Annotated in this window: 17 protein-coding genes and 1 tRNA gene; 2 read left to right on the plus strand and 16 right to left on the minus strand. The window is 60.4% G+C overall.

Features of this window, described 5'->3' with window-relative positions; translation table 11 throughout:
• The 14 genes from tuf to G405_RS0114500 all read right to left on the minus strand — a co-directional run.
• Nucleotides 1–1169 (minus strand): elongation factor Tu (gene tuf, locus G405_RS0114430; protein ID WP_022702233.1); only part of this gene is annotated, 1169 nt, incomplete at its 3' end.
• 55 nt (nt 1170–1224) lie between these two features.
• Complete coding sequence (gene fusA, locus G405_RS0114435) at nt 1225–3300, minus strand: elongation factor G (protein WP_022702234.1); 2076 nt, start codon at nt 3298–3300, stop codon at nt 1225–1227.
• Between the two features lie 42 nt (nt 3301–3342).
• Entirely contained in the window at nt 3343–3813 is a 471-nt protein-coding gene (gene rpsG / locus G405_RS0114440) for a 30S ribosomal protein S7 (protein WP_022702235.1), read from the minus strand.
• 12 nt (nt 3814–3825) lie between these two features.
• Complete coding sequence (gene rpsL / locus G405_RS0114445; RefSeq protein ID WP_009801142.1) at nt 3826–4197, minus strand: 30S ribosomal protein S12; 372 nt, start codon at nt 4195–4197, stop codon at nt 3826–3828.
• Nucleotides 4198–4708: 511 nt separating this feature from the next.
• The gene (gene rpoC, locus G405_RS0114450) at nt 4709–8923 is read right to left on the minus strand and encodes a DNA-directed RNA polymerase subunit beta' (RefSeq protein WP_022702236.1); all 4215 of its coding nucleotides are present in this window, start codon (nt 8921–8923) and stop codon (nt 4709–4711) included.
• A 108-nt stretch (nt 8924–9031) separates the two neighbouring features.
• On the minus strand, nt 9032–13114 hold the full coding sequence (gene rpoB, locus G405_RS0114455) for a DNA-directed RNA polymerase subunit beta (protein WP_022702237.1): 4083 nt from the start codon (nt 13112–13114) through the stop codon (nt 9032–9034).
• Nucleotides 13115–13357: 243 nt separating this feature from the next.
• Nucleotides 13358–13729 (minus strand): 50S ribosomal protein L7/L12, encoded by a 372-nt coding sequence (rplL, locus tag G405_RS0114460; protein ID WP_022702238.1) that lies wholly within the window; start codon nt 13727–13729, stop codon nt 13358–13360.
• A gap of 50 nt (nt 13730–13779) precedes the next feature.
• Nucleotides 13780–14295, minus strand: coding sequence for a 50S ribosomal protein L10 (rplJ, locus tag G405_RS0114465; protein WP_022702239.1), 516 nt, complete (start codon nt 14293–14295; stop codon nt 13780–13782).
• Nucleotides 14296–14601: 306 nt separating this feature from the next.
• Entirely contained in the window at nt 14602–15312 is a 711-nt protein-coding gene (rplA, locus tag G405_RS0114475; RefSeq protein ID WP_022702241.1) for a 50S ribosomal protein L1, read from the minus strand.
• Between the two features lie 2 nt (nt 15313–15314).
• Entirely contained in the window at nt 15315–15746 is a 432-nt protein-coding gene (gene rplK / locus G405_RS0114480; RefSeq protein ID WP_022702242.1) for a 50S ribosomal protein L11, read from the minus strand.
• 144 nt (nt 15747–15890) lie between these two features.
• A complete protein-coding gene (gene nusG / locus G405_RS0114485; protein WP_022702243.1) occupies nt 15891–16424 on the minus strand; it encodes a transcription termination/antitermination protein NusG in 534 nt (177 codons plus the stop codon).
• A gap of 5 nt (nt 16425–16429) precedes the next feature.
• A complete protein-coding gene (gene secE / locus G405_RS0114490; RefSeq protein WP_028284847.1) occupies nt 16430–16711 on the minus strand; it encodes a preprotein translocase subunit SecE in 282 nt (93 codons plus the stop codon).
• A 50-nt stretch (nt 16712–16761) separates the two neighbouring features.
• A tRNA-Trp gene (locus G405_RS0114495) sits at nt 16762–16837 on the minus strand.
• Between the two features lie 190 nt (nt 16838–17027).
• Nucleotides 17028–20102: a TonB-dependent receptor domain-containing protein gene (locus G405_RS0114500; protein ID WP_022702244.1), complete on the minus strand. Its 3075-nt coding sequence runs from the start codon at nt 20100–20102 to the stop codon at nt 17028–17030.
• 530 nt (nt 20103–20632) lie between these two features.
• Between G405_RS0114500 and G405_RS16230 the strand changes: the two genes are divergently transcribed.
• Both G405_RS16230 and G405_RS0114510 read left to right on the plus strand, forming a co-directional pair.
• Nucleotides 20633–21787, plus strand: coding sequence for an aspartyl/asparaginyl beta-hydroxylase domain-containing protein (locus tag G405_RS16230; protein WP_022702245.1), 1155 nt, complete (start codon nt 20633–20635; stop codon nt 21785–21787).
• 69 nt (nt 21788–21856) lie between these two features.
• Nucleotides 21857–22138 (plus strand): hypothetical protein, encoded by a 282-nt coding sequence (locus G405_RS0114510; protein ID WP_022702246.1) that lies wholly within the window; start codon nt 21857–21859, stop codon nt 22136–22138.
• 166 nt (nt 22139–22304) lie between these two features.
• On the opposite strand, the gene G405_RS0114515 is transcribed toward G405_RS0114510, so the two are convergent.
• Together G405_RS0114515 and G405_RS16870 are read right to left on the minus strand one after the other, a co-directional pair.
• The gene (locus tag G405_RS0114515) at nt 22305–25292 is read right to left on the minus strand and encodes a TonB-dependent receptor plug domain-containing protein (protein ID WP_028284848.1); all 2988 of its coding nucleotides are present in this window, start codon (nt 25290–25292) and stop codon (nt 22305–22307) included.
• Between the two features lie 517 nt (nt 25293–25809).
• A partial coding sequence (locus G405_RS16870) for an EF-Tu C-terminal domain-related protein (protein ID WP_022702248.1) occupies nt 25810–25892 on the minus strand: 83 nt, incomplete at its 5' end.

A 25892-nucleotide genomic window follows, 5' to 3' on the forward strand; every position in this document is an offset into this window, starting at 1 on the left:
GTGATCTTGGACACCACGCCAGCGCCCACGGTGCGGCCGCCTTCACGGATGGCGAAGCGCAGCTTCTCTTCCATCGCGATCGGGGTGATCAGCTCGACAGACACTTCAACATTGTCGCCCGGCATCACCATCTCGGTGCCCTCTTTCAAGGTCACAACGCCGGTCACGTCCGTCGTGCGGAAGTAGAACTGCGGACGATAGTTGGAGAAGAACGGCGTGTGGCGGCCACCCTCTTCCTTCGTCAGGATGTAGGCCTCGGCTTCGAACTTCGCGTGCGGCGTGATCGAACCCGGCTTGGCCAGAACCTGGCCGCGCTCAACGCCCTCACGGTCGATGCCGCGCAGCAGAAGGCCCACATTGTCGCCCGCTTCGCCCTGGTCGAGCAGCTTGCGGAACATCTCAACGCCCGTACACGTCGTCTTCACGGTGTCGCGCAGACCGATGATCTCGATCTCGTCGCCCACGTGAATCACGCCGCGCTCGATACGGCCGGTCACAACCGTGCCGCGGCCCGAAATCGAGAACACGTCCTCGATCGGCATCAGGAACGCCTGGTCAACCGGACGCTCAGGGGTCGGGATGTACTCATCCACAGCCGCCATCAGTTCGCGGATCTTGTTCTCGCCGATCTCAGGGTCACGGCCTTCCATCGCAGCAAGCGCAGAGCCCGCAATGATCGGAATGTCGTCGCCCGGGAAGTCGTAAGAGGACAGAAGTTCGCGAACTTCCATCTCAACAAGCTCCAGAAGCTCTTCGTCGTCGACCTGGTCAACCTTGTTCAGGAACACCACCAGAGCCGGAACGCCGACCTGGCGCGCCAGAAGGATGTGCTCGCGCGTCTGCGGCATCGGGCCGTCAGCCGCGTTCACAACCAGGATGCCGCCGTCCATCTGCGCAGCGCCCGTGATCATGTTCTTCACGTAGTCGGCGTGACCGGGGCAATCCACGTGCGCGTAGTGACGGTTTTCCGTCTCATACTCAACGTGAGCCGTCGAAATCGTGATGCCGCGCGCCTTCTCTTCAGGCGCTCCGTCAATCTGGTCGTACGCGCGGAAGTCACCAAAGTATTTGGTGATCGCGGCGGTCAGCGTCGTCTTGCCGTGGTCAACGTGACCAATCGTGCCAATATTGGCATGCGGTTTCGTACGCTCAAACTTTTCCTTGGCCATTGTCTCTTCCTACTCTTCGGACAGGCGTCTTTTCAGTGGATCGTGTCGATCCAGATTACGCGATTTTGGAGATCACTTCGTCGGCGACAGCTTGCGGCACCGGCTCGTAGTGGTCGAACTGCATGGTGAACTGGGCGCGACCCTGAGTGGCCGAACGCAGATTGTTCACATACCCGAACATGTTCGCCAGCGGTACGAAGGCGTTCACCACCGTAGCGTTGCCGCGCATTTCCTGGTCGCGGATCTGACCGCGGCGGGAGTTCAGGTCGCCGATGACCGAACCAGTATACTCGTCCGGGGTCACCACTTCGACTTTCATGATCGGCTCGAGCAGCTTCATCTTCAGCGAAGACTTCGCTTCACGAAGCGCGGCGCGGGCGGCGATTTCAAAGGCCATGACGCTGGAGTCGACGTCGTGATAGGCGCCGTCAACGAGGGTCACTTTGAAGTCGATCATCGGGAAGCCAGCCAGAAGACCGGTTTCACGCACCGAGTTCAGGCCTTTTTCCACGCCCGGAATGTATTCCTTGGGCACGGAGCCGCCGACGATCTTGGAGTCAAACGAGAAGCCTTCGCCCGGCTCGACCGGTTCGATTTCCAGCTTGATGCGCGCGAACTGACCCGAACCACCCGACTGCTTCTTGTGGGTGTAGTCGACAGTGTGCGCAACGCCAACGGTCTCGCGGTAAGCCACCTGAGGCTGGCCCACATTCGCTTCGACCTTGAATTCGCGGCGCATGCGGTCGACCAGGATGTCCAGGTGCAACTCGCCCATGCCGGCGATGATCGTCTGGCCGGATTCCTCATCAGAGAAAACGCGGAAGGACGGATCTTCAGCCGCCAGACGGGCCAGAGCCACGCCGAGCTTCTCCTGGTCGCCCTTGGATTTGGGCTCGATGGCGATCTCGATCACCGGATCAGGGAACTCCATGCGCTCCAGGATCACCGGGTGAGCCGGATCACACAGGGTGTCGCCCGTGGTGGTGTCCTTCAGACCCGCGATAGCAACGATGTCGCCTGCGTACGCGTCCTTGATGTCTTCACGAGAGTTGGAGTGCATCAACAGCATACGGCCGACGCGCTCTTTCTTCTCTTTCACCGTGTTCAGCACCGTCTGACCGGTGGACAAGGTGCCCGAATAGATGCGGCAGAAGGTGAGCGAGCCCACGAACGGGTCGTTCATGATCTTGAACGCCAGCAGACCCAGCGGCTCGTCATCAGACGGCTTGCGGGTGGTCGGCTCTTCGGTCTTCGCGTCGATGCCCTTGATCGAGGCCACTTCCACCGGAGACGGCAGGAAGTCCACAACACCGTCGAGCAGAGGCTGAACGCCTTTGTTCTTGAATGCGGTGCCGCACAGGATCGGGTTGAACGCCAGGGAAATGGTGCCCTTGCGGATCAGCGTTTTCAGAAGCTCTTCAGAGGGCTCTTCGCCTTCCAGATAGGCTTCCATCGCAGCTTCGTCCTGCTCGACGGCGGTCTCGACCAGCGCTTCGCGGTATTCAGCGGCCTTGTCAGCCAGCTCCGGACGAATGTCGCGCACTTCCCAAGTCGCGCCCAGGTTTTCACCCAGCCAGACCAGTTCTTTCATCGCGACCAGATCGATCAGGCCTTCAAACTCGCTCTCGGAGCCGATCGGCAGCTGCACGCAAAGCGGGTTGGCGCCCAGGCGATCCTTGATCATGTCGACGCAGTTGAAGAAGTCCGCGCCGAGCTTGTCCATCTTGTTGATGAAGATCATCCGCGGGACTTGGTACTTGTCAGCCTGACGCCAGACCGTTTCGGTTTGCGGCTCGACGCCGGCGTTGGCGTCCAGGCAGCACACCGCCCCATCAAGCACCCGCAGCGAACGTTCGACTTCAATGGTGAAGTCCACGTGGCCGGGGGTGTCGATGATGTTCAGACGCTTGTCCTTCCAGAAGCAGGTCGTCGCAGCAGACGTGATCGTGATGCCACGCTCCTGCTCCTGCTCCATCCAATCCATGGTGGCGGCGCCATCGTGCACTTCGCCGATTTTGTGCGATTTGCCGGTGTAGAAGAGGATCCGCTCGGTCGTGGTGGTCTTGCCGGCATCAATGTGCGCCATGATGCCGAAGTTGCGGTAGTCCTCGATTTTGTAGTCGCGGGCCATGGGGAGGGTCCTTAGATCAGGAGGCAAGCGTCAGGCTGGAGATTACCAGCGGTAATGCGCGAACGCGCGGTTGGCTTCGGCCATCTTGTGCGTGTCTTCACGCTTTTTGACCGAAGAGCCGCGGTTGGAAGCGGCGTCCATGAGCTCAGCGGCGAGCCGCTCGCGCATGGTGTTTTCATTGCGGTTACGAGCCGCAGCAGCCAGCCAGCGAATGGCCAGAGCCTTGCGGCGCTCGGGGCGAACCTCGACCGGAACCTGGTACGTGGCGCCGCCGACCCGGCGGGAGCGCACTTCGATTTCCGGAGCCACATTGTCCAGGGCTTCGTGGAAGACGCGAACGGGTTCGCGCTTCACTTTTTCCTCAACGATGTCGAGGGCGCCGTAGATGATGGCTTCAGCGGCGGATTTCTTACCATCGACCATGATGTAGTTCATGAACTTGGTCAGATCGCGATCGCCGAATTTCGGGTCGGGTAGAATCTCGCGCTTTTCAGCGCGGTGACGACGAGACATGAACGCCTCTCCTTATTTCGGACGCTTGGCGCCGTATTTCGAACGACGCTGACGACGGTCTTTAACGCCCTGGGTGTCCAGAACGCCGCGCAGGATGTGGTAACGCACGCCCGGCAAGTCTTTCACACGGCCGCCGCGGATGAGCACGACAGAGTGTTCTTGCAGGTTGTGACCTTCGCCCGGAATGTAGCTCACGACTTCATAGCCGTTCGTCAGGCGAACCTTGGCGACTTTACGAAGCGCCGAGTTCGGCTTCTTCGGCGTCGTGGTGTAAACGCGCGTACAAACGCCACGGCGTTGCGGGCACGCCTGAAGCGCGGGAACCTTGTTCCGCTTCGGCTTGTCTTTCCGCGGTTTGCGGATGAGCTGGTTAACTGTAGGCATCAGGCCTCTATCCGTTCCTGTTCCTGTTTTCCCGTCCAAAGGCGCACCAAAGACGCGAAAACCCGACCGGGGCGCGACGACTGAAGCCGTTCGTCCGCGGACGGTGTTGAAGCTTGTATGTGTCTGTTCCGGGCGACGTCTAACCCGTTCCAGTCATCCATGACGGACTCAGGACGGATTACGGCTCACCCCCGAAATCGAGCGCGGAACCTACTCAGAGCAGGCCATTCCGTCAAGATCACCTTCACGGGAAATTTGCAGGCTGGGCAAGTTGCGGAAATCGCGTGGGTTTCGCTTTCTCCATTGAGGTATTTCAATGCTGAGAGGGTCCTCAATCACTGTCAGAGCCGTTCCAGCCGAGGATTCCAAGGCCAGTGCAGCACTGATTTCCTCACATCACGACGCTGAAAATCACACGCATGCGAATCTCCGGCACACCGCGCCCCTGCCCCGCACATGAAAAAGCCCGCCAGCTAAAGCTGACGGGCTTCTTTCAGATCAGAGCGAAGGATCAGCTTTCGCTTCGAGCTTCCTCAGCCGCAGCTTCGGCGATTTCGGCCGGCAGGGCCTCATCGCCGCTCTTCACGGCTTTTTTCTGCTCGGCAATGCGCGCTTCGTCACGCGCATCCGCCTCGACCTGATACTCGCGCATCATCGAGCCGGTGCCGGCCGGGATCAGACGACCCACGATCACGTTCTCTTTCAGGCCTTCAAGGGTATCCACCTTGCCCTGCACCGACGCTTCGGTAAGCACGCGGGTGGTCTCCTGGAAGGACGCCGCCGAGATGAAGGAGCGGGTCTGCAGCGACGCCTTGGTGATGCCCAGCAGGACCGGGTCCGCCACGGACGGACGCTTGCCTTCCGCTTCCAGCTTCTCGTTGGTTTCAAGCCATTCGATCTTGTCGACATGCTCGCCGTTGAGATAGCCGGAATCGCCCGGATGGGTGATTTCCATCTTCTGCAGCATCTGCCGGACAATCACTTCGATGTGCTTGTCGTTAATCGGCACGCCCTGCAGGCGATAGACTTCCTGGATCTCGTTGATCAGGTAATCGGCCAGCGCCTCGACGCCCAGGATCCGCAAGATATCGTGCGGCGCCGGGTTGCCGTCGAGCAGGTACTCGCCGCGCTGGATGATGTCGCCTTCCTGAACCGTAAGGTGTTTGCCCTTCGGCACCAGGTATTCGACAGCCTCCGCATCATCGCCTTCCGGCGTGATGGAGATGCGGCGCTTGTTCTTGTAGTCGCGACCGAATTCCACGCGGCCTGTCATCTCGGCGATGACAGCGTGGTCTTTCGGACGACGCGCTTCGAACAGCTCGGCCACACGCGGCAGACCGCCGGTGATGTCACGGGTCTTGGCGCCCTCGGTCGGGATACGGGCCAGCACGTCGCCGGGCTGAACCGTGTCGCCGTCATTGACCGAGAGGATGGCGCCCACAGACAGCATATAGTTCGCCGTCTTGTCGGCCAGCTTGACCGGCTCGCCATTGGCGTCCTCGATCACCATGGCAGGCTGGATCGACGCGGATTTGGAGCCCGTGCCGCGCCAGTCGACCACCACTTTCGAGGCGATGCCGGTGGCTTCGTCGGTGTCTTCCTTCACCGACAGACCGTCGATGATGTCGATCAGCTTCACCTTGCCGCCCGCCTCGGTGACGATCGGCATGGTGTACGGGTCCCATTCGGCCAGACGCGCGCCGCGCTTGACCTTCTCGCCTGCATCGACGCGCAGCTTGGCGCCGTATTGCAGCTTGTAGGTCTCGAGCGGGTTGCCGTCCTGATCGGTGATCTGGACCTGCATGTTCCGGCTCAGCACGATGAAGGAGCCGTCAGAAGCCTGCACCGTGTTGCGCTCCACAAAGGCGACCTTGCCTTCGTGGGTGGCTTCGATGAAGGACTGCTCGGACACCTGCGCCGTACCGCCGATGTGGAAGGTCCGCATGGTCAGCTGGGTGCCCGGCTCGCCGATGGACTGGGCCGCGATCACGCCGATCGCTTCACCCATGTTCACCTTGGTGCCGCGCGCCAGGTCGCGTCCGTAACACGTGGCGCAGACGCCGACGCGGGTTTCGCATGTCAGCGGCGAACGCACCTTGATGGTGCTGACGCCCGAAGCTTCAAGCGCCAGGGACAGCTCTTCATCAATATAGGTGTCGGCCGGCGCCAGAACCTCGCCCGTGGACGGATCCTTGACCGCTTCCGCCGTGTTCCGGCCTAGAATACGCTGGCTGAGCGGCTCGACGATGTCGCCGCCATTGACCACCGCGCCCAGGGTGATGCCCTGAGAGGTGCCGCAATCAAACTCGGTGACGATGCAGTCCTGCGCCACGTCGACGAGACGACGGGTCAGATAACCCGAGTTCGCCGTTTTCAGCGCGGTGTCCGCCAGACCCTTACGAGCGCCGTGGGTGGAGTTGAAGTACTCCAGAACCGTCAGCCCCTCTTTGAAGTTCGAGATGATCGGCGTTTCGATGATCGAGCCGTCCGGACGGGCCATAAGGCCGCGCATGCCGGCGAGCTGTTTCATCTGGTTTTTCGAGCCACGAGCGCCCGAGTGGGCCATCATGTAGACCGAGTTCACTTCGCCGTCGCGACCATCGTCGTCTTTGACCGGCTTGGAGATCTCGTCATACATGGCGTCAGCGACCTTGTCGGTGCACTTCGCCCAGGCGTCGACGACCTTGTTGTACTTCTCACCCTTGGTGATCAGGCCGTCCACATATTGCTGCTCGTAATCGCCGACCAGGGCGCGGGTTTCACCCACCAGGTCTTTCTTGGCGTCCGGGATCAGCATGTCGTCCTTGCCAAAGGAAATGCCAGCGCGCGCCGCTTCCTTGAAGCCCAGGGCCATGATCTTGTCGCAGAAGATCACGGTCGCCTTCTGGCCGGTGTGGCGATAGACGATGTCGATCAGGCCGCCGACAGCTTTCTTGGTCAGAAGACCATCGAGCACATCCGGCTGCACTTCAGGGTGCTTGGGCAGGTGCTCAAGCAGCTTCATGCGACCCGGCGTGGTGTCGATCACCTTGGTGTATTCATTGCCTTCCGGATCAACGCCGGAATAGCGCGCCTTGACCTTGGCGTGTAGGGTCACAACGCCGGAATCCAGCGCTGCTTCCAGCTCGCCCATGGAGCCGAAGACCATGCCTTCGCCAGGCTCTTTGTCCTTGACGATCGACAGGTAGTACAGACCCAGCACGATATCCTGGGACGGCACGATGATCGGCTTGCCGTTGGCCGGCGACAGGATGTTGTTGGTCGACATCATCAGGACGCGCGCTTCCAGCTGGGCCTCAAGGCTCAGCGGCACGTGCACGGCCATCTGGTCGCCGTCAAAGTCAGCGTTGAACGCGGCGCAGACCAGCGGGTGCAGCTGGATGGCCTTGCCCTCGATCAGCTTGGGTTCGAACGCCTGGATGCCCAGACGGTGCAGGGTCGGCGCCCGGTTCAGCATGACCGGGTGTTCGCGGATGACCTCGTCGAGAACGTCCCAGACTTCCGGACGCTCTTTTTCCACCATCTTCTTGGATTGCTTGACGGTGCCGGACAGGCCCTTGGCGTCGAGACGCGCATAGATGAAGGGCTTGAACAGCTCGAGCGCCATTTTCTTGGGCAGACCGCATTCGTGCAGTTTCAGCTCGGGGCCCACCACGATCACGGAACGACCGGAATAGTCCACGCGCTTGCCGAGCAGGTTCTGACGGAACCGGCCCTGCTTGCCCTTGAGCATGTCGGACAGCGACTTCAGCGGACGCTTGTTGGCGCCGGTGATCACGCGGCCGCGACGACCATTGTCGAACAGGGCGTCGACGGACTCTTGCAGCATCCGCTTTTCGTTACGGATGATGATGTCCGGCGCGCGCAGCTCGATCAGGCGCTTGAGGCGGTTGTTGCGGTTGATGACGCGGCGATACAGGTCATTGAGGTCCGACGTGGCGAACCGGCCGCCGTCCAGCGGGACGAGCGGGCGCAGTTCCGGCGGAATGACCGGCACGATGGTCAGGATCATCCACTCGGGCTTGTTGCCGGAGAGCATGAAGGATTCGATGAGCTTGGTGCGCTTGGCGAGCTTTTTGAGCTTCAGCTCGGAGCCGGTTTCACCCATCTCCTCGCGCATTTGCTCCACTTCTTTTTCCAGATCCATCGTGGAGAGGATTTCACGGATGGCTTCCGCGCCGATGCCGGCGGTGAAGGCGTCCTCGCCGTACTCGTCGACGGCTTCGTAATACTCTTCTTCGGTGAGGATCTGTTGCTTCTGAAGCGGCGTCAGGCCCGGCTCGATCACCACATAGCCTTCAAAGTAGAGCACGCGCTCCACATCCTTGAGGGCCATGTCCAGGAACAGCGAGATCCGGGACGGCAGTGATTTCAGGAACCAGATGTGAGCCACCGGCGCAGCGAGCTCGATATGGCCCATGCGCTCACGGCGCACGCGCGCCAGGGTGACTTCAACGCCGCATTTCTCGCAGATAATGCCCTTGTACTTGATGCGCTTGTACTTGCCGCACAGGCACTCATAGTCCTTGATCGGGCCGAAAATACGGGCGCAGAACAGACCGTCGCGTTCAGGCTTGAACGTCCGGTAATTGATCGTTTCAGGCTTCTTCACCTCGCCGAAGGACCAGGAGAGAATTTTCTCCGGGCTGGCCAGCGAAATCCGGATCCGGTCGAAGGACGGGCCTTCGGCGGAGGGATTGAAGATGTTCATGACCTCTTGGTTCATGGTCCGTCTCCTTGACGGTGGCGACGGCGGGGCCGGTTTGAGGGGTCCGGGCCCGCCGTCTGATATCCGCTACGCGATCGCTCGCTCTCTTGTTCTGGCTGGCTCGACCTACTGGTTGAGCAGCTCCACATTCAGACCAAGCGAACGCATTTCCTTGACCAGCACGTTGAAGCTTTCCGGGATGCCGGCTTCAAAGGCGTTGTCGCCCCGCACGATGGCCTCATAGACCTTGGTGCGGCCCGCAACGTCATCCGACTTCACCGTCAGCATTTCCTGCAAGGTGTAGGCGGCGCCGTAAGCCTGCAAGGCCCACACTTCCATCTCGCCGAAGCGCTGACCGCCGAACTGCGCCTTGCCGCCCAACGGCTGCTGGGTGACCAGCGAGTACGGGCCGATGGAGCGGGCGTGGATCTTGTCGTCCACCAGGTGGTGCAGCTTGAGCAGGTACTTGATGCCCACGGTCACCGGACGTTTGAACTGATCGCCCGTACGACCGTCATGCAAGATGGACTGGCCGGACTTGTCGAAGCCTGCGCGCTGCAGGTGATCAACAATGTCGTCTTCGCGGGCGCCGTCAAAGACCGGCGTGGCGATGGGAACGCCGTTGGCGAGATTGCGGCCCAGTTCAGCCCGCGCCTCTTCGCCGTCCGGCAGCTCCTGATCTTCGCCATAGGCCTTGATCAGCATCTGGTTCAGATCGCCCTGATCGCCGGTGCGCTTGTAAGCTTCATACGCTTCGCCGATCTGACGGCCCAGGCCCTTACAGGCCCAGCCCAGATGGGTTTCCAGAATCTGGCCGACATTCATCCGCGACGGCACGCCGAGCGGGTTGAGCACGATGTCGACGGCGGTGCCGTCATCCAGGAACGGCATGTCCTCGATCGGATTGATCTTGGAGATCACACCCTTGTTGCCGTGACGGCCGGCCATTTTGTCGCCCGGCTGAAGCTTGCGCTTCACCGCCACGAACACCTTGACCATTTTCATCACGCCCGGGGGCATCTCGTCGCCGCGCTGCAACTTCTCGACCTTGTCTTCGAAGCGGCGGTCCAGACGCGCCTTGGACTCGTCGTATTGCTTTTTCAGCGCTTCGACGCGGCCCATGGCCTCTTCGTCTTCCAGGCCGATCTTCCACCACTGGCTGGTCGGCACGTCTTCCAGCGCCTCGCCAGTGACTTCGCCCTTCTTGAAGCCTTTCGGCCCCGAGACAGCGGATTTGCCGATCAGGATTTCCTGCAGACGACCAAAGATGTCGCGCTCGAGAATGGCGAGCTCGTCGTCCCGGTCTTCACCCAGACGTTCGATCTCTTCACGCTCGATGGCGATGGCGCGTTCGTCCTTGTCCACACCGTGACGGTTGAAGACGCGAACTTCCACGATGGTGCCGGTGGTGCCCGGCGGCAGACGCAGCGAGGTGTCGCGCACGTCAGACGCTTTCTCGCCGAAGATGGCGCGCAGCAGCTTCTCTTCCGGGGTCATCGGGCTTTCGCCTTTCGGCGTCACCTTGCCCACCAGAATATCGCCGGCTTCCACTTCGGCGCCGATCGCCACGATGCCCGCTTCGTCAAGGTTGCGCAGGGCTTCCTCGCCGACATTGGGAATATCGCGGGTGATCTCTTCCGGACCCAGCTTGGTGTCGCGGGCCATCACCTCGAACTCTTCCAGGTGGATCGAGGTGAACACGTCATCACGCACGATACGCTCGGAGATGAGGATGGAGTCCTCGAAGTTGTAGCCGTTCCAGGGCATGAACGCGACGAGCACGTTGCGGCCCAGGGCCAGATCGCCCAGATCGGTGGACGGACCGTCCGCAATGATGTCGCCGGTGCGCACAGTATCGCCCACGCGCACGATCGGGCGCTGGTTGATGGCTGTGGACTGGTTCGAACGCTGGAACTTGGACAGGCGATAGATATCGACGCCGGACTCGGCCGCGCCCACATCACCCGCCGCGCGGATCACGATCCGCTGGGCGTCCACCTGCTCCACAACACCTTCGCGGCGAGCGGCGACCGCAGCGCCGGAATCCCGCGCCACGACAGCTTCCATGCCGGTGCCCACCAGAGGCGCTTCCGCTTTCACGAGCGGCACGGCCTGGCGTTGCATGTTCGAGCCCATCAGAGCGCGGTTGGCGTCGTCGTTTTCCAGGAACGGAATGAGCGAGGCCGCAACCGACACCACCTGCTTGGGCGACACGTCGATATAGTCCACGTCTTCACGCGGGATCAGCGTCGCGTCACGCCCCGGACCCACGCGGCAGTTGACGAACTCGTTCGCCAGCATGCCGGTTTCGGCGTCCACGGTGGCGTTCGCCTGAGCGATGGTGAAGCGCGCTTCCTGCATCGCCGACAGGTAATCGACCTGATCGGTGAGCTTGCCGTCCTCCACCTTGCGGTAGGGGCTCTCGATGAAGCCGTACTTGTTCACGCGCGCATAGGTCGACAGCGAGTTGATCAGACCAATGTTCGGGCCTTCAGGCGTTTCAATCGGGCAGATCCGGCCATAGTGGGTCGGGTGCACGTCACGCACTTCAAAGCCGGCGCGCTCGCGGGTCAGGCCGCCCGGGCCAAGCGCCGACATGCGGCGCTTGTGGGTGACTTCAGACAGCGGGTTGGTCTGGTCCATGAATTGCGACAGCTGCGAGGAGCCGAAGAATTCACGCACCGCAGCCGCGGCCGGTTTGGCGTTGACCAGGTCGTGCGGCATGACGGTTTCGATATCAACCGAACCCATGCGCTCCTTGATGGCGCGCTCCATGCGCAGCAGGCCGACACGGTACTGGTTTTCCATCAGCTCGCCCACGGAGCGGACGCGACGGTTGCCCAGATTGTCGATGTCGTCGATTTCACCCTTGCCGTCACGCAGGTCCAGAAGGACGCGCAGGACTTCAATGATGTCTTCGGCGCGCAGCACGCGCACATCGTCCGGACACTCAAGGTCCAGACGCATGTTCATCTTCACCCGGCCGACCGGAGACAGGTCATAACGCTCAGGATCAAAGAACAGACCCGCGAACAGCGCTTCCGCAGTTTCCGGCGTGGGCGGCTCGCCCGGACGCATGACGCGGTAGATGTCGATCAGCGCCTGCTCACGGGTGTCGTTCTTGTCAGCCGCCAGCGTGGTGCGCATATGGCCGCCAATGGACAGGCCGTCGACGTCCAGGATGTCCAGGCTGTCCACGCCCGCTTCGGTGATCGCAGCGATCACTTCTTCGGTCAGCTCGTCGCCCGCTTCGGCGAAGATCTCGCCGGTCTCGGCGTTCACCAGGTCCTCAGCCGCGAACTTGCCCATCAGCTCTTCTGACGAGACCAGCAGGCTTTCAACGCCCTCTTCCGCCATCTTGTTGGCGGCGCGCGCGGAGATCTTCTTGCCCGCAGCCGCGACAACTTCACCGGTCTTGGCGTCGATCAGGTCGCGCGACGGCTTCAGGCCGCGCCAGCGTTCCTTCACGAACGGCATGGTCCAGCCGTCCTTGCCCGCCTGATAGGTCACACGACCGTAGAAGGTGGACAGGATTTCTTCTTTATCGAGGCCCAGGGCGTACAGCAGCGTCGTCGCCGGCAGTTTGCGGCGGCGGTCGATACGCACATGAAGGATGTCCTTGGCGTCGAACTCGAAGTCCAGCCAGGAGCCGCGATAGGGAATGATCCGCGCGGCGAACAGGAACTTGCCCGATGCGTGCGTCTTGCCGCGGTCGTGGTCAAAGAACACGCCCGGGCTGCGGTGCATCTGGGAGACGATCACGCGTTCGGTGCCGTTGACGACAAAGGTGCCCTTGTCGGTCATCAGCGGGATATCGCCCATGTAGACGTCCTGCTCCTTGATGTCCTTGACGGACTTGGAGCCGGTTTCTTCGTCCACATCAAAGACGATCAGGCGCATCTTGACCTTCAGCGGAGCCGCATAGGTCATGTCGCGCTGGACGCATTCTTCAACGTCGTATTTTGGGGGTTCGAATTCGTAGGAGACGAACTCGAGCAGAGCGCGCTCTGAGAAGTCCTTCACCGGGAAAACGGACTTGAACACCGCCTGAAGCCCTTCATCAGGCCGGTCCGCAATCGCGGTGTCCTTCATCAGGAACTGTTCATAGGAATGCTTCTGAACCTCGATGAGATTCGGCATTTCGACCGCACCGGGAATCCGGCCGAACGATTTGCGAATGCGCTTCTTGCCGGTAAACGACAGACCCATTTCCGCTCCCTTCGCAGGCTCAATCAGCCTGGCGCTTGCGTTAGGACCCTAAGGTCCCCCAAGACCCGCTCTGGTATGCCGCGCCAGGAACGAGGGGTGCCCCCGTCGCGGTCAGACTGCAGGCCCCAGAACGGAACAACCTGCAGAGGAAACTTTAACGGCGTGACGGGCGCGCAGGAATCCCTGCACGCCCGTACGTCGTATAACGCATTCGGACCAGAACCAAGCCCGGCCCGAAACGCCTTACTTGAGCTCGACTTTCGCGCCAGCGTCTTCGAGCTTCTTCTTGATCTCTTCGGCTTCGGCTTTGGAGGCGCCTTCTTTGACGGCTTTGCCGCCGGCTTCCACCAGTTCCTTGGCTTCTTTGAGGCCCAGGCCGGTGATGGCGCGGACTTCTTTGATCACGTTGATTTTCTTGTCGCCGGCTTCCATCAGGACGACGTCGAACTCGTCTTTCTCTTCAGCAGCAGCTTCGCCACCGGCGGCCGGGCCAGCAACAGCCACAGCAGCGGCGGCCGGCTTGATGCCTTTTTCTTCGAGAAGGTCGTTGAGTTCTTTGGCTTCCAGAATGGTCAGGGCCAGCAGTTCATCACAGAGTTTGGCGATATCAGCCATGGTTCAATTCCTTGCGGTAATCAGGGTATCGGTTCGATGTGCAGAGACGACTAGGCTTCGGCTTTTTCCTGGATGGTCTCGATCTGAGCGGCCAGCGTGTTGCCCGGCGCAGTGATGCGCGAGACGATTTCGCCAGCTTGGCCCAGGAGACGACCCGCGATAGCGCCGATAAGCTCTTCGCGAGACGGCAGTTTGGAGAGTTCCACGACACCCTTGGCGTCGAAGATTTCCTCTTCCATAAAGCCGCCCACCAGATCGAACTTGTCGTTCGATTTGGCGAATTCCACGACAACTTTCGGCGCAGCCGTGAAGTCCTCAGAATAAGCGATTGCGACCGGGCCTTCGAACATGTCGGAGGCGGCCTCGCCTTTCTGACCCTTCAGCGCGATCTTGGCGAGACGGTTACGGACAACTTTGAGTTTGCCGCCCACCTCGCGCAGATCACCGCGCAGCTTGGTCATTTCCGCAACGGTAAGACCCGAATAACGGGTCAGAACGACGGATCCGGCGCTTTCGAAGATTTCCGAAAGCTCCCCGACCGCCGCTTCTTTGGTCGTACGATCCATTGCGGTCTCCCTTTTTGAGCCGTCCCCTATGGACGGCTCGCTCAAGCCGCCGCCGGAATGCCTGATCCAGATCAGGCGTCCTGCGGCGTTGGCCTGTCCCAGGGCTCGAACCGACCCTTCCAGCGCACGGCCGGGAGTATCGATTGTCGCTCTGTCTCACCCGGGGCCGGTTGGATTAAGAGGCGCGAGGCCTCCCCCAGGATCTCGGACAGGTGGACCGGAAACCGGGCCGAAGCCCCCTTCCCGATCCGGACATCCTGAAGAGCAGTCAGACTGCCCCTCAGGAAACTCATTCAGCTGAAACGCTTACGCGTTTTCAGCCGGTGCAGATGCTTCAGACACGTCCACTTTCACGCCCGGGCCCATGGTGGAGCTCAGCGCGATGGCTTTGACGTACTGCCCCTTGGCGCCGGTCGGCTTGGCTTTCATCAAAGCCTCCAGCAAAGAGCGCACATTCTCGGTCAGGGCGTCTTCAGAGAAGGACGCCTTGCCCACGCCGCAGTGAATGATGCCGGCTTTTTCAGCACGGAACTCAACAGCGCCGCCCTTGGACGCTTCGACCGCTTTGGTCACGTCCATGGTCACGGTGCCCACTTTCGGGTTCGGCATCATGCCGCGCGGACCCAGGACCTTACCCAGGCGACCGACGAGCGGCATCATGTCCGGAGTGGCGATCACTTTATCAAAGTTGATCTCGCCGCCCTGGATCTGCTCGACCAGGTCTTCCGCGCCCACGACTTCCGCGCCGGCGGCCTTGGCTTCATCAGCCTTCGGGCCACGAGCGAACACGGCGACGCGCATGGAGCGGCCGGTGCCGTTGGGCAGATTGGCCACGCCGCGGACCATCTGGTCAGCATGGCGCGGGTCAACACCCAGATTCACGGCCACTTCGATGGTTTCATCGAACTTGGCGGTCGCACGCTCTTTCACCAGCTTCACAGCGTCGGCGACGGTGTGAAGCTTTTCGCGGTCCAGACCTTCGCGGCCGGCGGCAATACGCTTAGCAATCTTGGCCATGCTTACCCCACCACCTCAAAACCCATGGAGCGCGCAGATCCTTCAATGATCTTGGTCGCGGCATCCAGGTCGTTTGCGTTCAGGTCTTTCATTTTCGCTTCCGCGATCTCACGGCACTGGGCCGAGGTCACGGTGGCGATCGGCGCAGATTTACCCGCTTCGCCGGACCCTTTTTGAACTTTCGCCGCCTTCTTCAGGAAAAAGCTCGCCGGAGCGGTCTTGATCACGAAGGTGAACGACTTGTCCTGATAGACCGTGATGGTGGTCGGGATCGGCATCCCTTTTTCCATCTCTTGGGTCTTGGCGTTGAACGCCTTACAGAATTCCATAATGTTCACGCCGCGCTGACCCAGCGCCGGCCCGATGGGCGGCGACGGGTTGGCTGCACCGGCGGGAACTTGCAGGTTGATATAACCTGCGATCTTCTTCGCCATGTCCCTGTCCTCCAATTCGCGCCGCAAGCGACGCCTGGGGATTGCACAATAAGCCGCGCTCAAAAAAGCGCGGCTTTTCTCAATGGGCGGCGCGGTGCGGTCCCGGCATGGTCTTTCGCCGCGACCTCCCGCACCAGTCTACGATCAGGCGGTCTTTTCCACCTGAGCGTATTCGAGCTCGACCGGGGTCGCCCGGCCGAAAATGTTGATGGCGACCTTGAGCACGCCTTTTTCGTCGTCCACTTCCTCAACCAGACCATTAAAGCTCTGGAAGTGGCCGTCAGTGACGCGCACGGTCTCACCCACTTCGTAAGAGACAGTCGGACGCGGACGCTCGGCGTCCTCTTCCATCTGCCCCATGATACGGCGCACTTCACCTTCCGGCACCGGCGTCGGGCGACGGCCCGACCCCAGGAAACCCGTGACGCGCGGGGTGTCCTTGACGAGGTGATAGGCCTCGTCAGTCATATCCATTTTCACCAGCACATAACCGGGGAAGTATTTGCGCTCTGCGTTCACCTTGCGGCCGCGGCGCACTTCAACAACATCCTCGGTCGGCACCAGCACTTCTTCGAACTTGTCTTCAAGCCCTTGCAGCGCAGCCTCGGCGCGGATCGCCTCGGCCACCTTCTTCTCGAAGTTGGAATAGGCGTGGACGATATACCACTTCGCAGCCATCCCGATCAGGCTCCCAGACCCAGAAGAAAGTTCACAATAAAGCCGATCACCGTGTCGACGCCCAGAAAGAACAGCGCGGCGAACGACGCCATGACCAGCACCATGATGGTGGAGACCAGAGTCTCGTTGCGCGACGTCCAGGTGACCTTACGGCCCTCCTGACGCACCTCGCTGAAGAATTTCAGCGGGTTCATCGGCTTGCGCACAGGCGCGGCCGCTTGAGTCGATCCGGACTTCCCGGATGAGCCAGCGTTCGCAGACTGACGGCTTTTCGTGTCTCGCGCCATAGCGTTCGTCATCTTCCCTTCGGCACGTCACCGATCACGTGTTGCGGGCCTGGCAGGGGCGGAGGGGTTCGAACCCCCGACCTACGGTTTTGGAGACCGTCGCTCTACCAGCTGAGCTACACCCCTAGACCCAGCGGCCCGCGTCGCGTGCTCACATCATCCTATATAGGATCATGTGCGCACAAACGTAGCGGGCCGTTATTCGGAAGCCGGTCTTTTAACGAGCCTGAGCCCGAATGAAAAGCCCTTTTCCCACAAAAAAGCGGCGGGCCTGCATCAGGCCCGCCGCCTCTCTGAGCGATGGAACGCTTAAGACTTAGAACGTCTTACGCGCACCCACATACCAGCGACGACCGATGGCGTCATAGATGGCGCCGTCCGTGCCCGTCCCCGTAGAGTCAAAGCCTTGACCATACTTGATGAACTCGTCGGTGATGTTGTCCACGCCGAACACCAGCTCGAGCTGGTTTTCGAACGCCCAACGCACCTGAACATCCTGGAAGGTCGCAGACGGAACCATGGCTTCAGCCAGGTCGCCCGTGGCTTCCAGACGCGTTTCCGGCATCCAGTTCATGTCGTAAGCGACAGTCAGCGGACCGTTGCGGTAGACGGTAGAGAACAGCACTTCGTGCTCGAACAGTCCCGCGGTGTCGGCATAGTCGATCACCTCAGCGCCCGGGAACGATTCCTGCTCCCACTTCTCCAGATAGCCGTAAGTCAGGGTGAAGTTCAGATCACCCAGTGCCCAGCTGGTGTCGGTGAAGACATCATTCAGGCCCAGGAAGTAGCTGGCCTGTACGTCAACGCCGGCGGTTTCGATGGTCGCCAGGTTCTGCTGCAGGGCGTTCAGCTCATTGATGGCGCCGACAGACGGGCCGGAGTTGAAACGCACGATGTTCGAACAGAACACGGAGCTGGCGTTGTAAACGCCGGTGCCGTTGTCATAGCACTGGTTGATCGAGGTCTGGCGAGCGATGCCTGAGATCGCGTCTTCGATCTCAATGTTGAAGTAGTCAACAGACAGAGCGAAGTTGTCGACCCACATGTTCCCGAAGTCCGGAGAGAAGACCGCGCCCAGAGTAATGGAGGTGGCGGTTTCCTCAGAGAGGTTCGGGTTGCCGCCGTTAAAGCCGGCGATGCCCTGAATCTCACCCTGGGTCGGGATGTAGAAGCCGTCACGGCTCACACGGGCGGCGACAGCCGGATCCGCGAAACACGCTTGGGCGATGGACGAGTTCACAGTGCCTGTGTCAATGCCGGAGGTGGCGTCGTCAGCACTGTTGAAGAAGGCCGGATCAGAACCCGACAGGGTCAGGCCGGCGCAAACGTCGTCGCCGCCCTCGAAGGTTTCTGACGGCGGCTGGAACAGCTCGCCAATGTTCGGCGCCCGCACGGATTCAGAGTACTGAGCCCGGAAGCGCAGCATGTCGACCGGGGTGTACTGCAGGTTGGCGGCCCAGGCGAAGGTCTGACCCACGGTGGTGTAATCGGACGCACGTGCGGACAGGTTCAGACGCAGGTCTTCGACATACTGACGACCCTGCACCAGCGGGATCTCCGCTTCCGCGAAGAGCTCAGCCACCTGGAAGTCACCAAAGACAGCCGGAGAGACGTTGCCGCCGTTCTGGCCGGATTGGCTCAGCGCATCCGGAACGCTCTCGGACTCTTCGGAGCGGTATTCCGCACCGACGACGACCTGGACATTTTCTTCTGCGAACGGGGACGCAAAGCCGACATCACCGGTCAGGAAGCCTGAATAGACTTGCTGGCTGATTTCAGCCTGACGCGAGGACGGCGCATTGATGTAAGCTGCGGCTTCAGGGGTGATGGAGCCCTGGCCGAAGATGTTGACCGGCACGCAGCCCTGAGCGCGAGCAATGTCGTCGGCGCAGACGATCTGGCCGCCGACTTCAGTCGCATTGAGCGCCTGACGCAGGTTGAGAACGTTGACCTGACCGGTCGAGCGCTGCGACTGAGTGGTGCGGCCCACATTGGCGCTGACTTCATAAGACCAGTTGTCGGTCAGATCACCTTCCAGGCCGACGACGATGCGTGCGGTCTGGCGGGTGTTCTGCGACGAACGCTGACCCACTTCGGTCATACGGCGCACAAAGCCGACGACCAGGTCTTCATCCGCGATGTCCTGGATGCCGTCATTGTTGAAATCGGCTGCCGCACGAGCAGCGTCGCGCATGGCGAGCGGAACATACGGGTTCAGGATGGAAATGCCGTAACGCGAACGGTCGTAAACGCCGTCATTGTTATCATCGACGAACTGAGCAGCGTTGTCGCCGAACACGTCGTCAGAGGACAGAGCGAACGGCTCCAGAGAAGACCGGGTCTCGGTGGACGCATAAGTGCCTTCAAAGAAGAAGTTCATCTTCTCGTTCACTTCGTAGTTCACGAGCGAGGAGAAGGTGAAACGTTCGGTCGGCACAGCGATGGCGCGATAGGCCTGACGGTTGAAGCCGTCCAGCGGCGAGCCGTCAGCGTTCGCAGAGGTGAACGGACGCACCTGACCGGTAGTTTCGTCAAACACAAGGTTTGCAACGTCGGTCGGGGCGCCACCAGCGGACAGGCCGGGAATCCGGATGCGGCCGCGCTCGGAGAATGACGAGTAGAACGGGATCACGTCCTCTTGCCAGTTCTCAACGGTCGGGTCGAAAAAGGCGCGGGAGAGACCATCACGGTCCAGACCTTCGCGGTCACGGGCATAGACGCCGTTTTCACGCGACCAGGTGCTGGAGACCACAGCATTGCCACGGCCCTGATCAAACATCGAACCCATGGTCAGGGATGCGCGGTAGGTCTCGTCGTCGCCTTCGTCGGAAATGCCAGCCTGGGTGGAAGCGACAATGCCTTCAAAGTCGTCTTTCAGGATGACGTTCACAACGCCAGCCAAGGCGTCAGAGCCATAAACGGCAGATGCGCCGCCGGTGACGACGTCAACGCGCTCGATCAACTCGGTCGGGATGGAGTTGAAGTCGACATTGTTAGTGCCAGGCAGGCCCGCGACGAAACGGCGGCCGTTCATCAGCACCAGGGTGCGGTCTTCGGTCAGGTTGCGCAGCTCGATGGTGTTCACACCGGACGAAGCAACCGTGAAGTTGGAGTTGGTCGAGGTCAGTGACGACACGCCGACGGCCGGCAGGGTGCGCAGCAGTTCGGCGGTGTTCACGGCGCCGGACAGCTCGAACTGCTCGGCGTTGAAGGTGTTGACCGGCGTCGCTTCGGTCATGTTGCCGCGCTGAATGCGCGTACCGGTGACCTGGATGACGTCCTGCTGGGCGCCTTCCGCATCTTCCTGAGCCAGAGCCGGCGCGCTTGCTGCGCCGAGACCGGCGAGCAGGCTGGACGCCAGAGCCCAGGTTTTAAAATTCTTATAGGACATTCACGTCTCCCCGTAATTCAGAGGCAAGGCCTGTAGTCGACAGGCCGAGAACAAGCTCGCACTCGTGTTCGAGTGGATGGGGCAAACTAGGCGCCGCTTCATTCGCCTTAAAAGTGAACTTTTCAGGGTGACGTGCTGTTGCAATGCCGGTGTTGCAAAAATGCATTTTACCCAACTTAGAGGAGCATAAAACTCTCCCAGTGCCGTATTTGTGGCCAAAAAGTGCTGATTAACATGACAAAATATCAATGTTGCGTGATCGCAACTATTACATTCCGGCAATGAATTTCAACCTCCGCGACCCACGATCTAGAGTTGATATCCGTCTCGTTGTATTTCCGCGCGGCGCGGCGAGTCACCGGGCAACTGTCGGCGCAAACGGAGCCCGTCCCATGGCCAGACCAGTCAACTGGCGCCGCAAACGGCTGTGAATCAGCCTTGGAAATAGGGGGCGAACGTTTGACCCCTGCCCGCCAGCAGTGTGAACTCAATAGCGTCTAGAAACGCCTTTCACGCTGGATTCTGATCGCATGCAGACGTCTCAATCGCTCCTACCCGCCGCCTTCTCCGCCCTGCAGGCTGGCAGGCATTCTGACGCCGCCCTGCTCTTCAAGCAGGCGCAGCCGTATGAGCCAGCAAACATTACTCTCTACATCGGCCTCGCTTACGCTTGCGCTGGTATGGGCGACATGGTGCAAGCCGAGCACGCCATCGATCAGGCGTTACGGCTGGATCCTCGCAATATTCGCTCCTTGATCTTCAAGGGCGACCGGAGGCATGCGGACGGCGAGCCGCGCAAGGCCGCCACCTATTATGACGCAGCGCTGCGCAGCGCCTCCACCGTACCGCAAATCCCGCAAGAACTGTCCGCGGACCTGGCGCGCATCCAGTCTCAGACCCAGCAGATCATGCGCAGTTATGAAGCCGAGATACTCGAACGCCTGAAAAACCAAGGTTTCACCCGGCCTGAGCGCTCCGCCCGGTTTCAACGCTCTCTGGATATTCTCGTCGGCAAAAGCAGCATCTACGTTCAGGAACCGACCGCGTACTACTATCCCGAGCTGCCGCAGATCGAATTCTATGACCGGCGCCAGTTTGACTGGGCGGAAGCCGTGGAAGACCATACGCAAGCCATACGCGAGAGCTTGCTGCAGGAACTGAGCCAGTCTGACGGCTCGTTTGACGCCTATGTCCAAGGCGATGATCGGCCGCATGCAGACCCCCACAACATGGTGGGCAACACGGACTGGTCAGCGCGCTTCCTGTGGAAAGACGGACACAGACAGGAGGAAGCCCTGTCAAAGCACCCTGCGGTCGAACACGCGCTCAGCCATGCGCCCCTGTGCGATATACCAGGCGCGACACCCTCCGTGTTGTTCTCGCGCCTTAAACCGCATGCAGCGATCCCGCCTCATAACGGATTGCTCAATGTTCGGCTGATCTGCCATTTGCCCCTTGTCATTCCAGGGCAGGGCTTTTTGCGCGTCGGCTCACAGACGCGGTCCTGGACGGAAGGTGAATTGCTGATTTTTGACGATTCAATCGAACATGAAGCCGCCAATCAGGCTGCAGCACAGCGAGTCATCTTATTATTCGACATCTGGCGGCCGGAACTCTCCAAGGAAGAACAAGACCTTGTCCGCGCTCTTTTGTCTGGCTTTGATTCCCTTAAAGAGACGAGCTAGCGAATTCCGGTTCGCATCTGGCGAGCACTCCTGTTATGTTGCAGTGCCCAATATAAAAAGGAGGGGAACATGAAAATTCTTTTTGGTCTTGTCGCGGCGACCGCGTCCCTGACGCTGGTTGCGTGCGCGGCTGACCCCAATCGCGAAGCACGTGTCCGCAATGAAATCGACGCTCAACTGGCTATGGCGGATGAAGAAGGTCTGGTCTGTGAATATCGTCAGGTCTTCGGTTCTTTGCGCCGTGAGCGCGTTTGCATGACCCCGGAAGATGTCGAACGCAACTCTGAAGCCGGTCGCACCCAGGTCGAACGCATGCAGCGGTCTACGACGCCTGTTGTCGGCGGCGGCTAACCCTCTCCGCCCGCCCCGTCCGTCTGGACATTCGCGTTGATATGCAAACCCCGCGCTGAAAAGCGTGGGGTTTTTGCTGTGCGGTTATCGGCAAAAGCGCTCCCCAAAGAAAAAGGCGGCGGACCAGAGGTCCGCCGCCCAGTTTTCAAACCCGTAAGGTTCTGACTTAGAACTCGACGGTCACGCCTGCGAAGACGTAACGGCCAAGCGCATCATAAACCTGCGGGTAGGTATTGCCGTTACCGAAGCCGGCGCCCACAGCAGCCGAAAGCGGCGGCTCTTTGTCGAAGATGTTGTTCACACCAGCGCGGAAACGAACGTTGTCGCGGGCGTAGAAGTTACCGCTGAGGTCAAACCAGTCCTGGCTCTCCAGGGTCTGGTTGATCGCAGCGCCGCCGCCGAAGATTTCCACTTCGCCAAAGTGACGCCAGCTCAGGGTGAAGTCCGCGTTAAACGGCGTCAGCCAAGTGGCGGTCGCTTTGTGACGATATTCCGGGTTCGGCGTACCGCACGAAGAGCTGTAGAAGCCCACACAATCAAACGGGGTTGCAGTCGGGCTGCTCACTGTTTCCAGGGAATCCAGCAACGTACCGACATATTCAAGTTCCAGAGAACCCGAGCCGGACACGAAGTTTTCGAGATCCAGGCTATAGGTGGCGCTGATGTCGAAGCCCGAGGTCGAGAGCGAACCGATGTTGGTGTTGGTCGCCACGATGAAGCCCGACGGGTTCGCCCACAGGGTGCCGCCATCGCCACGATTGACCAGCGAACAGAAGCTCTGATCACCAGTGGCCAAGCACTGAGTCAGCGACTGGTTCGGCGAAACGGTCGAAACCGTGTCTTCCACTTCGATGTCGAAATAGTCAGCCGTAATGGTCAGACCTTCGATGAAGCTCGGCGTGAAGATGAAGCCGATCGTGTACGTGTCAGCCACTTCCGGATCGAGATTCGGGTTGCCGCCGCCAAGCTGGTTGAACTGACCAGCAGGGTTGTCGGCGATGTTGCCGTACTGAGCCGCCGTCACGCCCGTGTTCTGGCACTGGGCCAGGGTCGCGGACGGGTTGGCGCCAGCGCAAGGATCATACAGACCATTCGCGCCTTGGGTCAGATCGAACAGGCCGATCGACTGGTTCGAGAACAGCTCGATCACGTTCGGTGCACGCACCGCACGCTGGTAAGAACCGCGGAAACGCAGATCGTCGATCGGAGCCCACTCGCCAGCAACCTTGTAGGTGTCGGTCGACACGCCGGTGGAGTAATCGGAATAACGGTAAGCCAACTCGACAGCGAGGACTTCAGCGAACTGAGCGCCTTCGATGATCGGGATCTGGGCTTCACCGAACACTTCCCAGACGTCGGTCGTGCCGGAGACGGGAGGAGTCGGACCACCTTGGCCAAAACCATCGCCAGACTGATAGTTGGAGTCAGGCAGGAGGCTCAGGGAGTCACGACGGTATTCAGCACCGAATGCGACGCCAACGCCGGAGGTGGCGAACGGAGACACAAGGCCATAAGCGCCCAGGTCACCAAACATGGAGCCCGAAACCACTTGCTGGGTCACGGTGCCGCGCTGAAGAAGCGGGTTGGTGATGTATGCGATCGCAGCCGCAGACGGGGTGCCCGAGAAGATGTTGTACGGCACGCAAGCCGCGTCATCATTGGACGGATCCGCATCAGCGTTCACGGCGCAGACAATGTTGCCAGCGCCATCATCGACAGCATTCAGAGCCAGCGAGGACTTCCGGATGGACAGTTCGTTGTTGTAGTTCTCGGCGAACGAAACGTTCGAATAAGACGCATACACGTCGTAATCAAACGGGCTGTCCGCAACCTGGCCACGCAGACCGACGACGCCACGATAGGTGGTGTGACGGATGTCGGAGTTACGCGAACCGCCTTCAACGTTCCGGCGCAGGATCAGCACGCCTTCAGCCACATCCGTCGGGCCGAGACCGTTCTGGGTGCAGAGGAAGTCAACTTGCTGAGCGGTCAGGAAGGCGTTGTTACAGTTGATGCCGCCGCCTTGACCGGCAACACCGCCGCCAAACACGCCGGACGGCGCGATCTGCGAGTTCGAGGTGTTGTCCATGAAGCTGAGTTCGGCATAGGCGTCAAAATGACGGCTGAACTCATAGTTGATGAACGAACCGACGGTGTAACGCTCGTCAGGACGCTGGTAGAAGTTGAACGGGTTGAAGTTGAACGTATCGGACGTGAAGTCACGATCGATGAACTGGGAACCGTTGGTGCGGAACCAGCTCTGGAAGTTCGCCAGCGCCGGGTCAGTGCCAAGGTTCAGGAAGTTCGCCGTGGCGTTCGTGGAAGAACCCGAGCAAGAGAATTCGGTGCCGCCATTCTGGGTGCCGAATGCGCAAGCCGAGTAGTCACGGTTCGCCTGGTAGACCGGGTTCACGTTACGATACGAGATGTAAGCAGAAGCATTACCGCGGCCATCCGGGGTGTTCACACCCATGACAGCAGAGATCTCGACCGCTTCGCCGTCAACAACATTGTCGTCAGGCAGCTTGAACTGGGACGGGTTGCCAGCGGCGTAGCCGCTCACCAGGTCCTGGATCGTCGAGTTTTCGTTGTTGTGCTGATAGAAGCTGTACTGCGTGTCGATACGCAGGCCTTCAAAATCATCATCAAGGATGAAGTTCACAACGCCGGTGATCGCGTCCGAACCGTAAACGGCCGATGCGCCGCCGGTCAGAACTTCCACACGCTCGACCAGAGCGCTCGGCACCTGGTTGACGTCAGCCGGAACCGAACGCGGCGAGCCGTAAGGCAGGCGACGACCGTTCAACAGAACCAGGTTCCGCTGAGCGCCGAGACCACGCAGGTTGACTTGCGCGGTGCCGGTGGAACCGTTTGAGATGTTGGAACCCTGAGCTGCGAAGGCTTGCGGCAGCTGGTTGACCATGTCCTCGACGCGAATCACGCCGCGGCCAGCGATTTCGCTGGCGTCGATGGTGGTCACCGGGCTGGTGGCGACCAGGTTAGCGGACTGAATGCGCGTACCGGTCACCGTAATGGTATCTTCCGAAGCCGCGCTTTCCTCTTCCTGAGCGAATGCCGAAGGTGCCGCGAACGCCATGCCTGACAGCATGGTTGCGCACAGCAGCTTACGAGCCAGTGCTTTGTTTTGAAGCATAAATATCTCCCCGCTTCGTCTGAATAACAAAGCCGCCGCACCTCCCCTTTTTTAGGTGCGAGCGACCGGTACGATGGCGCCCGCACAAATGAATAATGCGGACATAACAGAACCCTATGGCGTTCAACCGAGACCGGTCAACACGCCGTTGAGTATGGACAAGAGATGAACTTTTGATCGTGACAGAAAAATCACATTTGTGACTTCTGATTGTACATATGCAGCGCGGCACGTCTTTTTCATGTGGTGGCCCGGACACATTTCGCGCCAGCAGCATTCCAGCGCCGGCCCTTGCACCCGGTGGTGGTGATTCGTAGCCTGAGACGCGCTTCCTGCGTCTGGAAACATTACAGCATCACACGCCTGGCTGCTCATGCCGCCCGATGCCTCTCAAGGCGTTTTGGACGCTACCGAATCGCCGCCCTCTCCCACCGCCCTCATTCTGCGCACGAAAAACGCCCCAGAGCTGGGCTCCGGGGCGTTGATCTGTGCGGTGCGCTGCAGGCAGCGCGTGCGCTTAGTCGGTGATCTTGGACACCACGCCAGCGCCCACGGTGCGGCCGCCTTCACGGATGGCGAAGCGCAGCTTCTCTTCCATCG

Source organism: Oceanicaulis alexandrii DSM 11625 (assembly GCF_000420265.1).
Taxonomy (GTDB): Bacteria; Pseudomonadota; Alphaproteobacteria; order Caulobacterales; family Maricaulaceae; genus Oceanicaulis; species Oceanicaulis alexandrii.